Consider the following 17,668-nt stretch of genomic DNA (forward strand, 5'->3'; position numbering starts at 1 on the left):
TTCCCGCGGTCTCCGTCGCAGTCACAGCGCTGCGGCTACGCAGCCAGAGCCGCGTGGAACGGCTTCGGCGAGGGCTGAGGCGACGGGGCCGGAGTCTGGGTCTGGGTCGGCTCGGACGTTTCCGGCTCCTGGTAACCCGTGGTCCCACCGTTCTCACCGCTGAACATCCGGTGGAGGGCGCTGGCGAGGCCGTTCCCCTTGATGACCGCGGTGATCTGCTTTCCGCCGATGGGGGCGAACCGCTCCGGAAGACCGGCGACGTTGAGCCTCTGTCCGAGTTTGAGACCTTGGGAGAGGACCTTGTTCGTCAAGCCCACGCTCATGCCGTTGAGGAAGTTGTGCCCGATTCCGTCGAGTCCTCGAAGGCTTGCCTCTCCCCAGGTGCCGGCCTTGGAGAGGGCCCTGAGCTTGGCCAGTCCACTGAGCTTGCTCACGGCCTTGAAACCCTTGAGCGCACCGAGCCCGGGAAGAACTCCCAGAAAGTCCGTACCCAGCTTCAGCCAGTTGACCTTCCCGCCGCGCACCGACATGTCGTAGGCGTGGCCTGCCAAGGCCGCCGCGCTGGTGAGCACTGCGAGGGTGGCGAAGATGGGCACCAGGAACTGCAACGGCGGGATGAATGCGCAGACGACCGCCAGAACGGACAGGATCGCGGAGATGTTGGAGAACATGTCCGCCCAGTCGGCGAGCCAGTTCATGAATCCGCCCGGGTCGCGCACCGCATCATGGTGGACCACGTCCTTGATATGGCGGGCGGCGCGGTCTCCGGCGTCGTCGAAGATGTCCCGGGCGTCCTTGACTTCCTTGCGTGCCTGGCCGATACGGTGCAGCGCCTCGTCGCGCTTCTTCTCCCAGCGCTCGTACTCGGGCCTGTCCGCCTCGGGTATCTGACTGACGAGGTACTTGTCCGTGAACTTCTTCACCTCCCGGTCGGCGAGGTCGTGATCGGACTTGGCCTCACGGTAATCCGCCAAGGCCCTGTCGGCCTTCTTCTGAGCTCGGTGCAACTCTCCGGCGAATTCGCTCGATTCGCCTTCGGCCACCTTGGTACCCACCGCCTTGGCCGCCTCGTCGTACCGCTCGAACGCCTTCTTGAGCCGGTCTCCGGCGCCGTCGGCGATCTCGTTGAAAGCGCGGCCGGCATCGCTGTCCCAGCCCTCGACCGAGGACAGCGCCTTGATGACGCGTGCCTGCTCGTCGATCGTGTCGGCCATCTGCCGCAACTTCCGCCCGAGGGCGGCGACTTCGTCGGGATCGCCCGGTGTGGGATCTCCGTCCCACAGCGGCGGCCAATCGCTGGAGCGCCTGCTCACTTCTTGCCCTTCCCCGTGTTCTCGGCAATCGCCTTGGCCAACTCGTGGTCGACCTCTTCGTACTTCTGGGCCGCGGCTCCGGTGTAGTCGGCCAGCTTCTTGAGTTCCTTCGACAGTTTCTTGCGCGTCTTCTTCCAGGTGGTCCCGAACTCGTCGAAAGCGTCCTTCAGGCCACCGTGCCCCAGTTCGTCCTCATAGCCGTCCGCAGGGTTCCCGTGCTGATCAAACTCATTGTGGAGCTTGCCCAGAGTGCGCGAGCACCCCTTGATCATGTCGAGGTCGTATCTGATTCTGTCCGCCATTGAAAAAATCCCCCATCATGGACATGAGACACTGCCGCGAGACTTCCTTCGGCAAACAACATGGAAGGTGGGACGGGCTTTGTCCACGAGCACCGACCGCACCGTACGGGACCGACTCGGCGTCACACCCGACGCGGCCGCCTGGTGCACGATCGGCAAGATCCCCGAACCACCCGCCGAGGTCCAACGGGCAGCCGGATCGGGGCCTTTGCGCCCTGCCTCCATGCCGCCGCTCGGCATGCTCGGTGTCGCTCTGGGCACGCCCCTGCTGTTCATAGGGAAGTTGCTGGGCCTCCTCGGTGCGGCCGAGGAGGCGGTCAGGCGCATGCTGTCGACCACCGGAGAGCAGGAGCGTCACCGCGCCGCGCAGCTCGACAAGAAGCGGCGGGACGAGGCCATCGTCGAACTCGGCCTGGAGAAGACCTTCGACGGCGACTGGAACGGGGCGGCCGGCCGCCTCCTCTTGCAGTGGTACAGCCATTCCTCCCACCACCAACGCCTGGTCGCGCTTGCCGCGAACCGGATCCTGCTGGCCGCTCCGCCCAAGCGCGTGTCCGTCCGCCGGGACGCCCTCACGCAGGTCGTCGCCGAGATCCCGGCCGGGGACGCGGTCCTTGCGGACCCGCTCCCCGAGTTCGAGAACGACAGGCTGCTCCTGCGGTTCAAGGACGGCTCATGGCTCACGCTGACGACCGAGGAGCGGCGCAGCGAGCTGCACACGTACCTGGCGCGTCGTCCGCAACCGGGCGGGGCCGGAGCCACCGAGGCCTGACAGCCGGGTGCGACGGAGCACAGCTCGCGCTCCGTCGCACCCGGTCGCCCAACTGCCAGGACTTTACTAACCCTTGGCCTGCTTCGCCAGCGACTCGTCCAGCTGCTCGTACGCTTCCTTGGCCTTCTTCAGGAAGTCGGACAGACCGTGCAGGCCCTGGATCGTCTTCGTCGCGCCCTTGGTGAAGTCCTTCATGGAGTCGTCGTACGCTCCCGAGGCCTTCTGGGTGGTGAAGCCGTTCTCCACCAGGGCGGAGACGCGCTTCTCGACGTTCTTGATCTTGTCTTCCAGGTCGTGCATGTCCTTGATCAGGTCGCCGGCGACCTTCTCCATCTCCGCATATGTGAGATCCGTGTCTTTGCTGGCCATGACGGCTCCCTCCCGTTGGTGTGGCCTCAGGGCCTTCCCCCGTGGCACCCTTCGCGCGGATCCTTGGCCATGACATGGCCGTCCGCACGAGCAAAGATCCTACGGGGGTGACGCGTGCGACCGCACGGTGCTTGTGCGGCGGAATCGTGAACCGTGCAGATCCCGTTGCATCCGGGAAAGAGCGGGCGGCTAAGGTCACTTCCACTGTGTTGGGTGCTCTCGGTGTGTTGGGGGACGGAACGTGCGCCTGAGTCTGACCGTCGTCGACCCGGTCGGCGGTGCCACCGCCGACGTGGTGCTCGACGCAGATCCCGAGTCGACCGTCGGAGACGTCGCCAGGGAGTTGGCCCGGCAGGTCGGTCTGGGATATCCGGACGCCGGCGCGGGCGGCGCCCAGGTCATCCCCATCGGCGCGCACCGGCAACAGGCCGCCGCCGTCCAGGCCACCGGGCCGCACGCCTACGTCGACGGGTACGCCCTCGACCCCGCCGCCACCGTCGTCGGCTCGCCGCTGCGGGACGGTGTCGTCGTCAGCCTCCACGACCCCGCCGGGTGTCTGCTCGGCGAGCCCACCGGTGTCGTGGAGTTCCGGGTCGCCGGCGGTCCCGCCGCCGGCGCCGTGCACCGGCTCGGTGTCGGGCGGTACGACATCGGCACCGGGGCCGCCTCCCACCTCCGCGTCGAGGACCCCGAACTGCCCGCCCGCGCCGCCACCCTCACCATCGCCATCGACGGCACCTGCAAAGTGCAGACACATGTCGATGACGTGCGGTTGGACGGGGAGGAGTTCAAGGGGGACGGGGACTGGCCCCTCAACTCCCAGCTCGCAGTCGGCAACACTCTCCTCGAGATCACCGGGTACGCGCCGCCCAACGCCGCCCTCAAGTGGTCCGACGACGGTGCCGGGCTCGACTACAACCGGCCCCCGCGCCTGCGCCCCGCCGACCGGCAGACGCACTTCTCGCTGCCCAACCCGCCCGGCGACTACGAGGCCCGTCCGCTGCCCTGGCTGATGGCGGTGCTGCCGCTGGTCGGCGCGGTCGTGTCCGTCTTCATGTTCCATCGCTGGTACTACCTGATCATGGCCGTGATGAGCCCGATCATGCTCTTCGGCAACTACTTCATGGACAAGAAGCACGGCAGGAAGTCACACGCCAAGCAGCTCAAGGAGTACAAGGAGCACAAGGCGCGGATCGACGGGGAGGCGCAGGAGGCGCTGGTCGCGGAGCGGACCGAGCGGCGCGGCGCGGTGCCGGATCCGGCGGCCGTGCTGACGTACGGGACCGGGCCGCGGACCCGGCTGTGGGAGCGGCGGCGCACCGACGCCGACCATCTGCTGATCCGGTTCGGCACCGGGCGCGTGCCCTCCGAGGTCGAGCTGGACGACCCCGAGCAGGACGAGCACAAGCGCAAGGTCCGCTGGTACATCGAGGACGCCCCGGTCGGCCTGTCGCTGCGCGACCTCGGCGTGATCGGGGTCGCCGGGCCGGGGGATTCGGCGCATGCGCTGGGGCGTTGGGCCGTCGCCCAGACCGCCGTCCTGCACAGCCCCATGGACGTGCAGTTCTACGTCCTCACCGACAACGACGCCGGCACCCGCTGGGACTGGGTGCGCTGGCTGCCGCACTCCCGCCCGGCCGGCGGCCAGGACGTGAACGTCCTGATCGGCACCGACTCCGAGACCGTCGGCGCCCGCGTCGGCGAGCTCACCCAGCTCCTCGACGGCCGGCAGAAGGCCCTGCAACAGGGCGGGCGCAGCAAGATCGACGGGCCCGCCTTCTCCGACCCCGACATCGTGGTGATCTGGGACGGGTCGCGGCGGCTGCGGTCCATGCCCGGTGTCGTACGGCTGCTGAAGGAGGGGCCGGGCGTCGCCATCCGCTCCATCTGCCTCGACGAGGAGGAGCGCTTCCTTCCCGGGGAGTGCCAGGGCGTCGTGGTCGCCGAGCCGCGGGCCAGTAAGGAGGCGGCGGCAGCCCAGGCAACTCCCGTCCCGCAGCGTGCCGTCGGCGGCTTCCCGTCCTTCCAGGCCTGGCATCCCCAGCACGGCGCCGGCGAGGAACAGGCTCCGGAGGACCTGGAGTTGCGGCTGCGCGTCGAGCAGAGCGGGGCGCTGCGCAAGCTGAACGTACGGCCCGACTTCGTCTCCGCCGCCTGGTGCGGCCGGCTGGCCCGCTCGCTCTCCCCGCTCCGGGACATCAGCGGCGAGAGCGAGGACTCGGCCCTGCCCGGCTCGAGCCGGCTGCTCGACGTGCTCCAGCTGGAGCCGCCGACGCGGGACGCGATCGCCGCGCGGTGGCGGATGGGCGGGCAGTCGACGATGGCCGTCATCGGGGAGTCGTACGACGGCCCGTTCGGTATCGACCTGCGGCGGGACGGGCCGCACGGGCTCATCGCCGGTACCACCGGTTCCGGCAAGTCCGAGCTGCTGCAGACCATCGTGGCGGCGCTGGCCGTCGCCAACACCCCCGAGAACATGACCTTCGTGCTCGTCGACTACAAGGGTGGCTCGGCGTTCAAGGACTGCGTCAAGCTGCCGCACACCGTGGGCATGGTCACCGACCTCGACGCCCACCTCGTGGAGCGGGCCCTGGAGTCGCTGGGCGCGGAGCTCAAGCGGCGCGAGCACATCCTCGCCGCCGCCGACGCCAAGGACATCGAGGACTACCAGGACCTGGTGAAGCGGGATCCGTCGCGGGCGCCGGTGCCCCGACTGCTCATCGTCATCGACGAGTTCGCGTCGATGGTGCGTGATCTGCCCGACTTCGTCACGGGACTTGTCAATATCGCCCAGCGTGGGCGGTCGCTCGGGATTCACCTGCTGCTCGCCACCCAGCGGCCCTCCGGCGTCGTGTCGCCCGAGATCCGCGCCAACACCAACCTGCGGATCGCGCTGCGCGTGACCGACGCCGGTGAGTCGACCGACGTCATCGACGCGCCCGACGCCGGGCACATCGCGAAGAGCACGCCGGGCCGGGCGTACGTCCGGCTCGGGCACGCCTCGCTGGTCCCCTTCCAGTCGGGGCGGGTCGGAGGCAGGCGGCCAGGTGCCGCCGACCCGGCCACCCTCGCGCCCTGGGCCGGGGCGCTGTCCTGGCAGGACCTCGGGCGGGCCGCGCTGCGCAAGCCCAAGTCCGAGGCGAAGGAGGACGACGAGATCACCGACCTGAAGGTGCTCGTCGACGCCGTGCGCGAGGCCAACACCGCCCTCCGGATCCCGGCCCAGCACTCGCCGTGGCTGCCCGCCCTCGACGACATGCTGCTGCTCGACGACGTACCGGCCGTGCAGGCCCAGGGCTCGCTGCCCGCCGCCGCGTACGGTGTCGAGGACCTGCCCGCCGACCAGGCCCGCCGTGCGGTCGCCGTCGACTTCGCGACCTTCGGGCATCTGATCATCGCCGGTGCCCCGCGCACCGGACGGTCCCAGGTGCTGCGCACCATCGCCGGTTCGCTGGCCCGCACCAACTCCTGTGCGGACGTGCACCTGTACGGCATCGACTGCGGCAACGGCGCGCTGAACGCGCTGACCCGGCTGCCGCACTGCGGCGCCGTCGTCAGCCGCAACCAGACCGAGCGCGTCGAACGGCTCATGGCCCGCCTCTCCGGTGAACTGACCCGTCGTCAGGAGCTGCTCGCGGACCGGGGGTTCGCGGACATCGGCGAGCAGCGGGCGGCCGTGCCGGAGGCGGAGCGGCTGCCGCACATCGTGCTGCTCCTGGACCGCTGGGAGGGCTGGCTGCCCACCCTCGGCGAGCTGAACCACGGTGACCTCACCGACCGGATCATGGTGATGATGCGGGAGGGCGCGAGCGTCGGCATCCATCTCGTCCTCACCGGCGACCGGCAGATCCTGGCCGGCCGGATCTCCTCCCTCACCGAGGACAAGTACGGTCTGCGGCTCGCCGACCGCGCCGACTTCTCGATGCTGGACATCAACTCCCGCAAGGTTCCGGAGGAGATCCCGCCGGGTCGCGCCTTCCGCAGCGAGACGGCCGCCGAGACGCAGTTCGCGCTGCTCGCCGCGGACACCACCGGTCAGGGGCAGGCCGCCGCGATCGCCGCGATCGGCGAGGCGGCCGAGGTCCGGGACGCCCAGGTGCCGCGCTCCCGGCGGCCGTTCCGGGTCGACGTGCTGCCCGGCCGGATCTCCTTCGAGGACGCCTGGGCCATGCGCGACCCGGCCGCGGCGGCCTCCCCGCTGTGGGCCCTGGTGGGTGTCGGCGGCGACGAACTCACCGCCTTCGGGCCCGACCTGGCGCAGGGCGTGCCCGCCTTCGTGATCGGCGGCCCGGCCAAGTCCGGCCGCTCCACGACCCTGTTGGGCTTCGCCCGCTCCTATCTCGCCAACGGGGTCCGGATCGTGGTCGCCGCGCCCCGGCAGTCGCCGCTGCGCGAACTGGACGGCCAGGAAGGCGTGCTGAAGGTCTTCACCGGCCGGGACGTGGACGAGGACGAGCTGACGGAGGTGCTCGCGTCGGCGTCGCCGGCCGAGCCGATCGTGGTGCTGGTCGACGATGCCGAGGTGCTGGACGACTGCGACGCCGAGGGGGTCTTCAAGCGGATCGTGGAGAGCGGCACCGAGGAGGGGCTGGCCGTCGTCATCGCCGGTGACGAGGACGAGATCTGCGACGGCTTCTCCGGCTGGCAGGTCGACGCCAAGAAGGCCCGCCGCGGCATCCTGCTCTCCCCGCAGGAGTCCGGCTCCGGCGAGCTGATCGGCATCCGGACCACCCGGGCCATGGTGGGCGGGCCGATCCAGCCCGGCAAGGGCATGCTGCACCTGGGCAGCGGTGAGCACGTCACGGTGACGACCCCGCAGTAGTCGTACGACGGGGGACCCCGGGAGTCCTCAGTCCCCCGTCTTCGTCATCACCGCCACCGGGTTCCCCTCCGCCGAGCTGTCCGACGTGTAGACCAGGTCGCCGTGGCTCGGGGTCAGGTAGACCGTGTTGGTGCCGGGGTCGCAGCCGTCGTGGTTGCCCTCGGCGCCGGTCGAGGAGGCGACGAGCCTGGCGGCCGTCACCGACTTCAGGGTGAGGATGTCCGTGCAGACCCCGCCCAGCTGGTCGGTCTGCCGCAGCCGGCCCACCTCGGCGCCGACGGCGACCTGTTCCACGGTGACCCGGAAGGTGCCGATGGGCAGGTTGCCGGACAGCGCGGTGGCCGAGCCCTCCCAGGTGCCGAGGTAGGCGGCCGGGATCGCCCCGGCGCCGGAAGCCGCGGCGGATCCTGACGCCGAGGGCGACTTGGCGGCGGCCCCCGCGTCGCTGCTCGATCCGCCGCCGCCGGTCCCGAGGAACGGCTTCACCAGGAACCCCACCCCGACGGTGACCACCGCCAGCGCCCCGGCCACCGCGAGCGCGACCGTACAGCTCACCCGGCGCCCCCGCCCGCCCTCTCCCGGTACGGCGGTCGCGGCGACGCTCACGGACACCTTCCCGGGCGCCGTCGGCACGGCGTCCCGCGGTTCCGGTACGACCGCGGGCGGCGCCGTCGGCAACTCCGGTACGACCGCGGGCGGCACCGAAGGCAGCTCCGGTACGACCGTAGGCGGCACCGTCGGCGCCGGTCCGAACTCCCCGACCACCGACGGGGTGCTGAACCCCACCGGCCCGGACACCGGCACGGCCGGCGCCGCCGTTCCCGCGGCCTCCGCCACCTCCAGGTTCAGCACCTCCACGGCGCTCCGGCTCACCCGCTCCACCAGCGCCCCCGGCAGCCACCCGCCCGCCACCAGCCGCGCGGCCCCCTCCGGAGCCAGCCGCCGCGCCACCTGTGCCGGGCCGGGCCGCCGCCCCGCCTCCTTCGCCAGGCACGCCTCGGCCACCTCCCGCAACTCACCGCTCAGCGATCCGAGTTCGGGTTCCTCGTGGACGACCTTGTAGAGCAGCGCGGCCGAGGAGTCGCCCGGGAACGGCGGCTCCCCGTTCGCCGCGTACGCCAGCACCGCGCCCAGCGAGAACACGTCCGCGGCACCCGTGACGCCCTTGCCCAGGATCTGCTCGGGCGACATGTACCCCGGCGACCCGATCGAGACCCCCGACGACGTCAGCGAGGCGGTGCCGTCCGTGGCCCTGGCGATGCCGAAGTCGATGAGCAGCGGGCCGTCCAGGGTGAGCAGCACGTTCGACGGCTTCACGTCCCGGTGCACCAGGCCCAGTTCGTGCACCGCCGCCAGCGCCTCGGCCAGCCCCGCGGCCAGCGCCCGTACCGTGTGCGCGGGCAGCGGGCCGCCGTCGGTCACGGCGGCCGTCAGGGAGGGACCGGCCGCGTAGGCCGTGGCGACCCAGGGCACCGGTGCGTCCGGGTCGGCGTCCAGGACGGGGGCCGTCCAGGCACCGCCGACCCGCCGGGCGGCGGCCACCTCGCGGCGGAAGCGGGCGCGGAACTCCTCGTCCAGTGCGAGGTGCGGGTGCACGATCTTCACGGCGACGGTGCGGCCGCCGGCCGAACGGCCCAGATAGACGCGGCCCATGCCGCCGGAGCCGAGCCGGCCGAGCAGCCGGTACGGCCCGACGGCCGCAGGTTCGTCGCCCGCGAGCTGCTGCATGCGCCCCCACCCCCACAGAGTCCACGCAGCAGCCTAGGGCCTGCCCGGCGGATCACGCCGCCGACGCGGGTCAGGGGGCCAGCAGGTCGACCTTCACGTCCGCCGCGAACCCGGTCGTCGGGCCCACCCGGCGGGCGAACTCCGCCACCGCCGCCAGCTGCGGCGCGCCGAAGCTGAAGTCGAGGGTGGTGAAGTACTGGGCCAGGGTCGCCTCGTCGAAGGCCTCCCAGCGGGCGGCCTGTTCGGCGACCTTGGCGACCTCCTCCAGGGAGAGGTTGCGGGAGTCGAGGAAGGCGCTGTGCACCTCGCGGGTGATGTGCGGTTCGCGCTCCAGGTAGTCCCGGCGCGCCGCCCACACCGCGAAGACGAACGGCAGGCCCGTCCACTCCTTCCAGAGCGTGCCGAGGTCGTGGACCTCAAGGCCGTAGCGCGGGCCGTCCAGCAGGTTGGCGCGCAGGGCCGCGTCGCCGATCAGTACCGCCGCCTCCGCCTCCTGCATCATCAGGCTGAGGTCGGGCGGGCAGGTGTAGTAGTCGGGCTGGACGCCGTAGCGCTCGGCGAGCAGCAGCTGGGCGAGGCGGACCGAGGTGCGCGAGGTGGAGCCGAGGGCGACCCGGCGGCCGTCCAGCTGGTCCAGCGGCACCTGGGAGACGATCACGCAGGACATCACCGGGCCGTCGCAGCCGACGGCGATGTCCGGGAAGGCGACCAGGTCGTCGGCGTTGCGCAGGAACTCGACGAGGGTGATGGGCCCGATGTCCAGGTCGCCGCGCACCAGCTGCTCGCTGAGCTTCTCAGGGGTGTCCTTGGTCAGCTCGAAGTCGAGGAGGGTGCCGGTTCTCGCGAGGCCCCAGTAGAGGGGAAGGCAGTTCAGGAACTGGATGTGCCCGACGCGCGGCCGGGTGCGAGAATTGTCCACATCGCGAGACTAGACCCCGTGGGGTACGGTGCTGGGACCGCCCCCGCCGTCAAGGCACCCCAGCGTTCATTCAAACGTCCGGGTGACGTGATCTTGGCCTCTGTTGCTTTCCGCTGCCCACATGCTAGGCTCGCCGCAAGTTGCAGTTTGGTTTCCCTTGCAGTACAGAGCCTGCGGAGCATGTAACCGCGGGCTCTCGTCGTTTTCAGACATATGCAGTTGTGCGGCACTTAGTTTGTTTTCACACTTGCAGGTTCTGGAGCAGGGCGACCCTTTTGAGCCCAAGGAGGGCTTATGGCTACCGGAACCGTGAAGTGGTTCAACGCCGAAAAGGGCTTTGGCTTCATCGCCCAGGAAGGCGGCGGCCCCGACGTCTTCGTCCACTACTCCGCGATCAACGCCAGCGGGTTCCGCTCCCTCGAGGAGAACCAGCAGGTGAGCTTCGACGTCACGCAGGGCCCGAAGGGTCCGCAGGCGGAGAACGTCACCCCCGTCTGATCCCAGACAAACCAAGTCTGATCGCAGACTGAGTGCAGTACCCAAGGAGCCCCGCGCCGTAAGGCGACGGGGCTCCTGCCTTTGCCCGCCCGCCTATACGTGCTGCATCACCAGCACGAACGTGGTGCCCGGCACGAGCGCCTCGTAGGAATGCGGGACGTCCCCGCGATACGTCAGGTAGTCCCCGGGGTTCAATTCGACGGTTTCTCCGCGTGGCCCCGCCTTCACCTGCCCGCCGCATACGACGAGATGCTCGACCGTCCCCGGAATGTGCGGTTCGGACTCGCGCGCCGCGCCGGGTTCCATCCGCAGGTGGTAGACGTCCCGGCGGGCGCCGGGCGGGCAGGCCGACAGCAGGGTGGCGGCGAAGTCGGCCCGCTCCGACGCGACGGTGGGCCCCTCCCCCGCGCGGATCACCTGGACGCCGGGCGCCGGCGGTTCGACCAGGGCGCTGAACGGCACGCCCAGCGCCACGCCCAGCGACCACAGCGTCTCCACGCTCGGATTGCCGCTGCCCGCCTCCAGTTGGGACAGCGTGGACTTGGCGATACCGGCCCGCTTGGCCAGCTCGGACAGCGAGAGCCCGGCCCGGGCCCGCTCCCGCTTCAGCGAACCGGCGATCCACTCCATCGGAAGCCGGAGCTGGCGTCGGCGGGAGCGGTGGTCCTCCTGGTCGCGCTGCTCGCCACCGGCGCCCTGACCGAGCACGGGGGCTTCGCGGGCTGGGCCCGCCCTGCCGGGGTGCTGGTGGGCGGGGTGCTCGCCTGGCGGAAGGCGCCGTTCGTCGTGGTGGTCGTGGGGGCGGCGGCGGTGACGGCGCTGCTGCGGGCGACGGGCGTCACCTAGTTCCGTGCGGCCGCTGGTTCCGTGCGGCCGCCGGCGTCGGCGGAGTGGAGGCACTCACCGGTCGGTAACCATTGCCAAATGAGAAGAATTCTCATTCTGTTACGGTTGCCGCGTGGGGCTCCGGGAGAAGAAGGCACAGAAGGTCCGGGCGGCGATCTACGACGCCATGATCGCGCTGTCCGAGCGGGACGGGTACGAGGCGGCGACGCTGGAGCAGGTGGCGGAGCGGGCCGAGGTGGCGGTCTCCACGGTCTACCGGTACTTCGAGAACAAGGACGCGATCCTGCTCGCCCCCGTCGAGCGGACCGTCGGCGTGCTCGCCGGGATGCTCAGGACCCGGCCCGAGGGGGAGGACGTAGCCGTCTCCCTCGGGTGGACCGTGCGCGCCGTGCTGGACACGGGTCCGGAGGAGCTGGCCCGGCTGCGCCGGCTGCGCGCGCAGCTCGACCGCGCGCCCGGACCGCGGGCCCGGCTGTGGGACCTGGTGCACCGGGAGCGCCTGCTGCTGGAGGACGCGATCGCGGAGCGCAGCGGCCGGGACCAGCTGTGGAACGCGGCCGCCGCCCACCTCACGCTCATGATCGTCGGCATGGCGTACGACCACGACCGCGACAGCCTCGACACGACGGCACCGGCCGACTACGCGGACCGGATCATCACGATGCTGCACGACGGCGACGCCGGGACCCCGATCCCCCGCGTGCCGCGAGCGGACAGCCCCCAGGGGACCCGGCCATGACGGACGAACAGATCGACGTGGTGATCGCCGACGACCAGGAGCTGGTGCGGGCCGGTTTCGAGATGATCCTCGACGCCCAGGTGGGCATCCGGGTCGTGGGGGTGGCCCGCGACGGGGTCGAGTGCGTCGAGCTGGCCCGCCGGCTGACGCCCGATGTCGTGCTGGTCGACATCCGGATGCCCCGGCTGGACGGGCTGGAGGTCACCCGGACGCTGGCGGCCGGGCGGAGCGACGGCCACGGGCCGAACGTCGTCGTCATCACCACCTTCGACCAGGACGACTACGTACGGGACGCGCTGCGGTACGGCGCCTGCGGGTTCCTGCTCAAGGACGCGTCCCCGGAGCTGCTGGTGGAGGCGGTCCGGGCGGCCGCCCGCGGGGACGCCCTGGTCTCGCCCGCGGTCACCGTCCGTCTGCTGGGCGAGTTGCAGCGCGGTCCGCGCGGTGCGCGGGACGCGGAGGCGGCCGGGCTGAGCATCCGGGAGACGGAGATCGTGCGGCTGGTGGCCGTGGGCCGCACCAACCAGGAGATCGGCGAGGAGCTGTTCCTGTCGCTGTCGTCGGTGAAGACGTATCTGGCCCGGATCCAGGCGAAGACCGACGCCCGCAACCGGGTGGAGGTCGCCGCCTGGGCGTGGGAGCACGGCGTGGTCACCTCGCGGTCCTGAACGGCTCACGCGGCCGGCGTCCGCCGCAGCGGGCCCAGCGGGGAGTCCGCCGGGAAGCGGGGCACGCTGGCGCGGACCTCCCACTGGCCGGAGTGCACGGCACCGGCCGTGAACGTGCCGTCGAGTGCCTCGACACGCTCCCGCAGACCGATCAGCCCCAGGCCGCTCTGGCCGCCCGCGGGGCCGCCGGTGCGCCGGTGCATCCTGCTGTTGGCCACGCTGACGTGCAGCCAGTCCGGGTCGGCGTCCAGCCGTACGGTCACCCGCGCGCCGGGGGCGTGCCGGTGCACGTTGGTGAGGGCCTCCTGGACCACCCGGTACACGGACGTCTCGACCTCCGGGCCGAACCGGCTGGTCCGGGCCGTCGCGGAGGCTTCGAACCGGGCCGCGGGGGCGTCCGGCTGCCGGCGTGAGAAGTCGGCGACGAGATCCCCGAGCTCCGAGAGCAGGTCCCCCGGGCGCAGGGCCTGGTGGTCGTCCTCGCGCAGCACCCGTACCAGCCGCCGCATCGACTCCAGGGTCTCCGTCCCGGACCGGGCGATCGCCTCCAGGGCCGGCTCGACCTTCTCGGGGGCCGTCGCGTGCACCGTCCGGGCCGCGTTGGCCTGCACGATGATGCCCGTCATGTGGTGGGCGATGAGGTCGTGCAGGTCCCGGGCGAGGGCGAGCCGCTCGGCGTAGCGCACGTCCTGGACGGCGCGCCGCCTGCGGGTCTCCAGGGCGCGCAGGGAACAGCCGATGAGCACCGACAGCGCGAGGGCGACCGTCAGCACGTACTGCCCGGCCACGAGGCCGGACAGGGTACGGCCGCGCAGCGGCAGCGCCAGCACGGCGGCGACCAGAGCGGCGACGGTCCATGCCGTGGTGCGGTCGGAATCCGTCTCGGCGAGCACCCGGACGATCAGGAACAGCAGGGCGAGAGCCTCCAGGAGACCCCAGTCGCTCACCGGCCGCGAGTCGACCAGGCATACGCAGGTCAGCGCGGCGGACATGACGGCGACGCCCACCGACCGGGCCGTGAGCGAGGGCGACCAGCGGGTGTCGGGCAGCGCCAGCACGGCCAGCGGACCGGTGACGAACACCGGCAGCCAGCGGGTGGGCACGCTCGACTGTGCCGGCTGGAACACCGCGACGAGGTCGACCACCCAGGTGAGGGCCAGGGCCAGCAGGGCGGCGGCGGTGATGAGACGGCGCACACCGGGTGAAAACGGAAGTTTCCAGTCCACGCCTACCAGCGTAGGAAACCGGCCCGGTCCTGTGCTGTCGGCCGGATGACCGACACGGTCCGGCACCGCCCGTACCAGAGGCTGACGCGGCCCGGGTGCGGTCCCGCGCAGCATGGTTGCGGGGCACGGGCGTCTCCCCGGCGCCGGTGCCCCGGCCCCGAGCCTGTCGTCGTCGACGACGACAGGCCACGCATGCCCCGGAGCACCGCCCCGTGCGCTCGGCCCTCGACCGCCGACGCATGCGCCCCGCCTTCCCTCATCTCCCCTTCCGACGTACGGAGTCTGTTTTCGTCATGGCTACATTCCTGCACCGGATCGGCCGCCGCGCCTTCGAGCGCCGCCGGCTGGTTCTGCTGCTCTGGGCGGTCGTACTGGGTGTCGCGGGCGCCGCGGCGGCCGGCAGCAGCGGAGGCGGCAGTTCCAGCGTCACGCTGCCCGGCATCGAGGCACAGAAGGCCTACGACCTGCTCGGCGAGAAGTTCCCGGCCGCCAACGCGGAGGGGGCGAGCGCCCGGGTCGTCGTACGGGCGCCGGACGGGCAGAAGCTGACCGGCAGCGGGCCGCGGGCGGAGGTGAAGGCGCTGCTGAAGGACCTGAAGGGGTCCTCACCGCGGGTCGCGTCGGTCACCGACCCCTTCGCCGCGAAGACCGTCAGCGCCGACCGCACCACCGGCTACGCCCAGGTCACCTACTCCGCCAAGCCGGCCGACCTGACCGACACCGACCACCGGCACCTCGACAAGGTCCTCGGCGAGGCCCGCGACAAGGGCCTGACCGTCGAGGCGTCCGGCACCGCGCTGACGGCCACCGAAGCCGGCGGCTCCTCCGAGGCGGTCGGCTTCGTGCTCGCCGCGCTCGTCCTGGTCGTCACCTTCGGCTCGTTCGCCGCGGCCGGCATGCCGCTGGCGACCGCCGTGGTCGGCGTCGGGATCACCGTCTCCTCGGTGACCGCGCTGACCGCGGCCCTGAACCTCAACAGCAGCACCTCGGCGCTGGCCACCATGCTCGGCATCGCGGTGGGCATCGACTACGCCCTGTTCATCGTCTCGCGCTACCGCTCCGAACGAGCGGCGGGACACGACGCGCGCGAGGCCGCCGCGCGTGCCGACGGCACCGCCGGCTCCGCCGTGGTCTTCGCCGGACTGACCGTCGTCATCGCCCTGGTGGGCCTGGCCGTGGTCCGGCTGCCGATCCTCACCGCCATGGGCATGGCCGCGGCCGGCGCCGTGGTCGTCGCGGTCCTGGTCGCCGTCACCCTGGTCCCGGCCCTGCTCGCCCTCGCTCCCGAACGGGTCCTCGGCCGCGCGGGCCGCAGGCCGAAGGCCACCTCGAAGACGCCGCTGGGAGAGCGCTGGGCGGCCTTCGTGCTGCGCCGCCCCTGGAAGGTGCTGCTCGTCGCGTCCGCCGGCCTGGTCCTGGTCGCCCTGCCCGCCACCAGGCTCCAACTGGGCCTGCCCGACGACGGATCGAAGCCGCCCGCCACCACGGAGCGCAAGGCGTACGACATGCTCGCCGAGTCCTTCGGGCCCGGCTTCAACGGCCCGCTCACCGTCGTCGTCACCGACTCCGCCCCGGCGGCGACGAAGAAGGCCGTCGGCGAACTCACCGACGACATCACCGTCATGAAGGACGTGGCCACCGTGGCCCCGGCCGTCTACAACCCGGCCGGCGACACCGCGATCGTCACCGTCACGCCCGGCAGCGCGCCGACCAGCGAGGCGACCAAGACCCTCGTGCACGACATCCGTGACCGGACCGCGGACACCCGGGCCGCCACCGGCGCCGAGGGCCTGGTGACCGGCACCACCGCCCTGAACCTCGACGTCGCCGCGAAGTTCGCCCAGGCGATCGTCCCCTACCTGCTGCTCGTCGTCGGCCTGGCCTTCCTCGTCCTGATCCTCGTCTTCCGGTCCCTCCTGGTACCGCTGAAGGCGGCGCTCGGCTTCCTGCTGTCCGTCCTGGCCGCCTTCGGCGCCATGGTGGCGGTCTTCCAGTGGGGTTGGTTCAAGGACCTGTTCGGCCTCCAGACCACCGGCCCGATCATGAGCCTGGTGCCGATCCTCACGGTCGGCATCGTCTTCGGCCTCGCCATGGACTACCAGGTCTTCCTCGTCACCCGCATCCGCGAGTCCTACGTCCACGGCGCCGGCGCCCGCGAGGCGATCACCGACGGCTTCCGGCACAGCGGCAAGGTCGTCACCGCCGCCGCGCTCATCATGACGGGCGTCTTCGGCGGCTTCATCGGCGGCGACGACGCCATGATCAAGTCACTCGGTTTCGGCCTCGCCGCCGCCGTGCTCTTCGACGCGTTCGTGGTCCGCATGACCATCGTCCCGGCCGTCCTGGCCCTGCTCGGCGACCGCGCGTGGTCGCTCCCCGGCTGGATCGACCGCCGGCTCCCGCACGTCGACATCGAGGGCGAGAAGCTGGCCCGGGCGACCGCACCGGCCCCGGCGACCGCCGAGGCCGGTTTCACCCGGATCGGCTGAGGACGGGCATGCGCGGAACTCCCGCTCAGGAGGCGTCCGGACGCCCGCGGGTTCCGGACAGCTGCTGCCGCAGCAGCTCCCGCATGCCGACCGGTTCGCGGCCGATCAGCTTCGCCAGGGTGGGGTCGGGGGCCGCGAACTCGCCCTCGCGGGCGGCGGTGAAGATGCCCAGGAGCTGATCGGCCGTCTCCGCCGGGACGCCCCCGTCCACCAGGTGCGCGCGGAACGTGTCGTCCGGTGTGGTGGTCCTGCTGATCGTACGGCCCGTGAGCTCGGTCGCCAGGTCGGCGAGTTCGGCGAAGGTGAGCGCCCCGGAGCCGGTCAGCGAGGGCGTCGGCCCCTCGAAGCGGCCCTCGTCGGCCAGGATCACCGCCGCCGCCTCCGCCAGGTCGGCGTGGGCCGTCCAGCACACCGGGCCGTCGACGGGCAGGGCGACCTCTCCGGACTCCAGTCCCTCGGCGAGGAAGTGGAGCCCGCTGGCCGCGTGGAAGCCGTTGCGGAGAGAGGTCCAGGGGACGCCCGAGGCGGCGAGGGCCTCCTCCGTGGCCGCGTGGTCGCGGCAGGCCTGGAAGCGGGACGTGGGGCTCGCGCCCATCTGGGCGGTGTAGACGATGCGGCGGGCGCCGGCCGCGACGGCCGCGTCGATGGCGGTGCGGTGCTGCCGTACGGTCTCCTCGCCCATCCGGTCGACGGAGACGATCAGGATCTGGGTCGCGCCCTCGAAGGCGTGCGCCAGGCCCGCCGGTTCGGTGAAGCCGCCCTGCCGCACGCGCACGCCCCGGTCCGCGAGGGCCTGCGCCTGCGCCTTCTGCGGGTCGCGGACGCTGACGCCGACCCGGTCGGCCGGTATGCGGTCCAGCAGCCGCTCCACGATCCGGCTTCCGAGCTGTCCGGTGGCTCCGGTCACGACGATCACGATGCCCTCCAGCGATGGCGACGACATTGGCGATAACATTGGAAACACGAATACGATAACA

15 protein-coding genes are annotated in these 17,668 nt (G+C 71.6%); 7 read left to right on the top strand and 8 right to left on the bottom strand.

The window, feature by feature from the left end:
• Nucleotides 1-35 precede the first annotated feature (35 nt).
• Nucleotides 36-1,313, bottom strand: a complete 1,278-nt coding sequence (locus ACWGKQ_RS09500; RefSeq protein WP_453291302.1) for a putative T7SS-secreted protein — start codon at nucleotides 1,311-1,313, stop codon at nucleotides 36-38.
• Nucleotides 1,310-1,615: a type VII secretion target gene (locus ACWGKQ_RS09505; protein ID WP_453291303.1), complete on the bottom strand. Its 306-nt coding sequence runs from the start codon at nucleotides 1,613-1,615 to the stop codon at nucleotides 1,310-1,312. The genes ACWGKQ_RS09500 and ACWGKQ_RS09505 overlap by 4 nt, the downstream gene beginning before the upstream one ends.
• A 79-nt stretch (nucleotides 1,616-1,694) precedes the next feature.
• Here ACWGKQ_RS09505 and ACWGKQ_RS09510 point away from each other — a divergent pair, with 79 nt between their 5' ends.
• Entirely contained in the window at nucleotides 1,695-2,387 is a 693-nt protein-coding gene (locus ACWGKQ_RS09510; protein WP_453291304.1) for a hypothetical protein, read from the top strand.
• A 66-nt stretch (nucleotides 2,388-2,453) separates the two neighbouring features.
• Here ACWGKQ_RS09510 and ACWGKQ_RS09515 read toward each other — a convergent pair whose 3' ends face one another.
• A complete protein-coding gene (locus tag ACWGKQ_RS09515) occupies nucleotides 2,454-2,756 on the bottom strand; it encodes a WXG100 family type VII secretion target (protein WP_453291305.1) in 303 nt (100 codons plus the stop codon).
• 241 nt (nucleotides 2,757-2,997) lie between these two features.
• Between ACWGKQ_RS09515 and ACWGKQ_RS09520 the strand changes: the two genes are divergently transcribed.
• Nucleotides 2,998-7,578, top strand: coding sequence for an FtsK/SpoIIIE domain-containing protein (locus tag ACWGKQ_RS09520; protein ID WP_453291306.1), 4,581 nt, complete (start codon nucleotides 2,998-3,000; stop codon nucleotides 7,576-7,578).
• A gap of 27 nt (nucleotides 7,579-7,605) precedes the next feature.
• On the opposite strand, the gene ACWGKQ_RS09525 is transcribed toward ACWGKQ_RS09520, so the two are convergent.
• A complete protein-coding gene (locus ACWGKQ_RS09525) occupies nucleotides 7,606-9,306 on the bottom strand; it encodes a protein kinase domain-containing protein (protein ID WP_453291307.1) in 1,701 nt (566 codons plus the stop codon).
• A gap of 70 nt (nucleotides 9,307-9,376) precedes the next feature.
• Nucleotides 9,377-10,225 carry a menaquinone biosynthetic enzyme MqnA/MqnD family protein gene (locus ACWGKQ_RS09530; protein ID WP_453291308.1) on the bottom strand — a complete coding sequence of 283 codons (849 nt, stop codon included), beginning with the start codon at nucleotides 10,223-10,225 and terminating at the stop codon, nucleotides 9,377-9,379.
• 294 nt (nucleotides 10,226-10,519) lie between these two features.
• Here ACWGKQ_RS09530 and ACWGKQ_RS09535 point away from each other — a divergent pair, with 294 nt between their 5' ends.
• A complete protein-coding gene (locus tag ACWGKQ_RS09535; protein WP_003992177.1) occupies nucleotides 10,520-10,723 on the top strand; it encodes a cold-shock protein in 204 nt (67 codons plus the stop codon).
• Nucleotides 10,724-10,816: 93 nt separating this feature from the next.
• Here the strand turns inward: ACWGKQ_RS09535 and ACWGKQ_RS09540 are convergent, their stop codons facing one another.
• Nucleotides 10,817-11,353, bottom strand: coding sequence for a helix-turn-helix domain-containing protein (locus ACWGKQ_RS09540; protein WP_453291309.1), 537 nt, complete (start codon nucleotides 11,351-11,353; stop codon nucleotides 10,817-10,819).
• On the opposite strand from ACWGKQ_RS09540, the gene ACWGKQ_RS09545 reads away from it, so the two are divergent.
• The 3 genes from ACWGKQ_RS09545 to ACWGKQ_RS09555 all read left to right on the top strand — a co-directional run bounded on the left by ACWGKQ_RS09545 (nucleotide 11,249) and on the right by ACWGKQ_RS09555 (nucleotide 12,976).
• Nucleotides 11,249-11,569 (top strand): AzlD domain-containing protein, encoded by a 321-nt coding sequence (locus ACWGKQ_RS09545; protein ID WP_453291310.1) that lies wholly within the window; start codon nucleotides 11,249-11,251, stop codon nucleotides 11,567-11,569. The two genes, ACWGKQ_RS09540 and ACWGKQ_RS09545, sit on opposite strands and share 105 nt — an antisense overlap.
• 112 nt (nucleotides 11,570-11,681) lie before the next feature.
• Entirely contained in the window at nucleotides 11,682-12,308 is a 627-nt protein-coding gene (locus tag ACWGKQ_RS09550) for a TetR/AcrR family transcriptional regulator (RefSeq protein WP_453291311.1), read from the top strand.
• Complete coding sequence (locus tag ACWGKQ_RS09555) at nucleotides 12,305-12,976, top strand: response regulator (RefSeq protein WP_453291312.1); 672 nt, start codon at nucleotides 12,305-12,307, stop codon at nucleotides 12,974-12,976. Before ACWGKQ_RS09550 ends, ACWGKQ_RS09555 begins: the two co-directional genes overlap by 4 nt.
• 5 nt (nucleotides 12,977-12,981) lie before the next feature.
• Here ACWGKQ_RS09555 and ACWGKQ_RS09560 read toward each other — a convergent pair whose 3' ends face one another.
• Complete coding sequence (locus ACWGKQ_RS09560; RefSeq protein WP_453291313.1) at nucleotides 12,982-14,202, bottom strand: sensor histidine kinase; 1,221 nt, start codon at nucleotides 14,200-14,202, stop codon at nucleotides 12,982-12,984.
• Between the two features lie 293 nt (nucleotides 14,203-14,495).
• On the opposite strand from ACWGKQ_RS09560, the gene ACWGKQ_RS09565 reads away from it, so the two are divergent.
• Nucleotides 14,496-16,691: an MMPL family transporter gene (locus ACWGKQ_RS09565; RefSeq protein ID WP_453291314.1), complete on the top strand. Its 2,196-nt coding sequence runs from the start codon at nucleotides 14,496-14,498 to the stop codon at nucleotides 16,689-16,691.
• Nucleotides 16,692-16,716: 25 nt separating this feature from the next.
• Here the strand turns inward: ACWGKQ_RS09565 and ACWGKQ_RS09570 are convergent, their stop codons facing one another.
• Nucleotides 16,717-17,607 (bottom strand): NmrA family NAD(P)-binding protein, encoded by an 891-nt coding sequence (locus ACWGKQ_RS09570; protein ID WP_453291392.1) that lies wholly within the window; start codon nucleotides 17,605-17,607, stop codon nucleotides 16,717-16,719.
• Nucleotides 17,608-17,668: the final 61 nt, after the last annotated feature.

Source organism: Streptomyces sp. NPDC054770 (genome assembly GCF_053611985.1).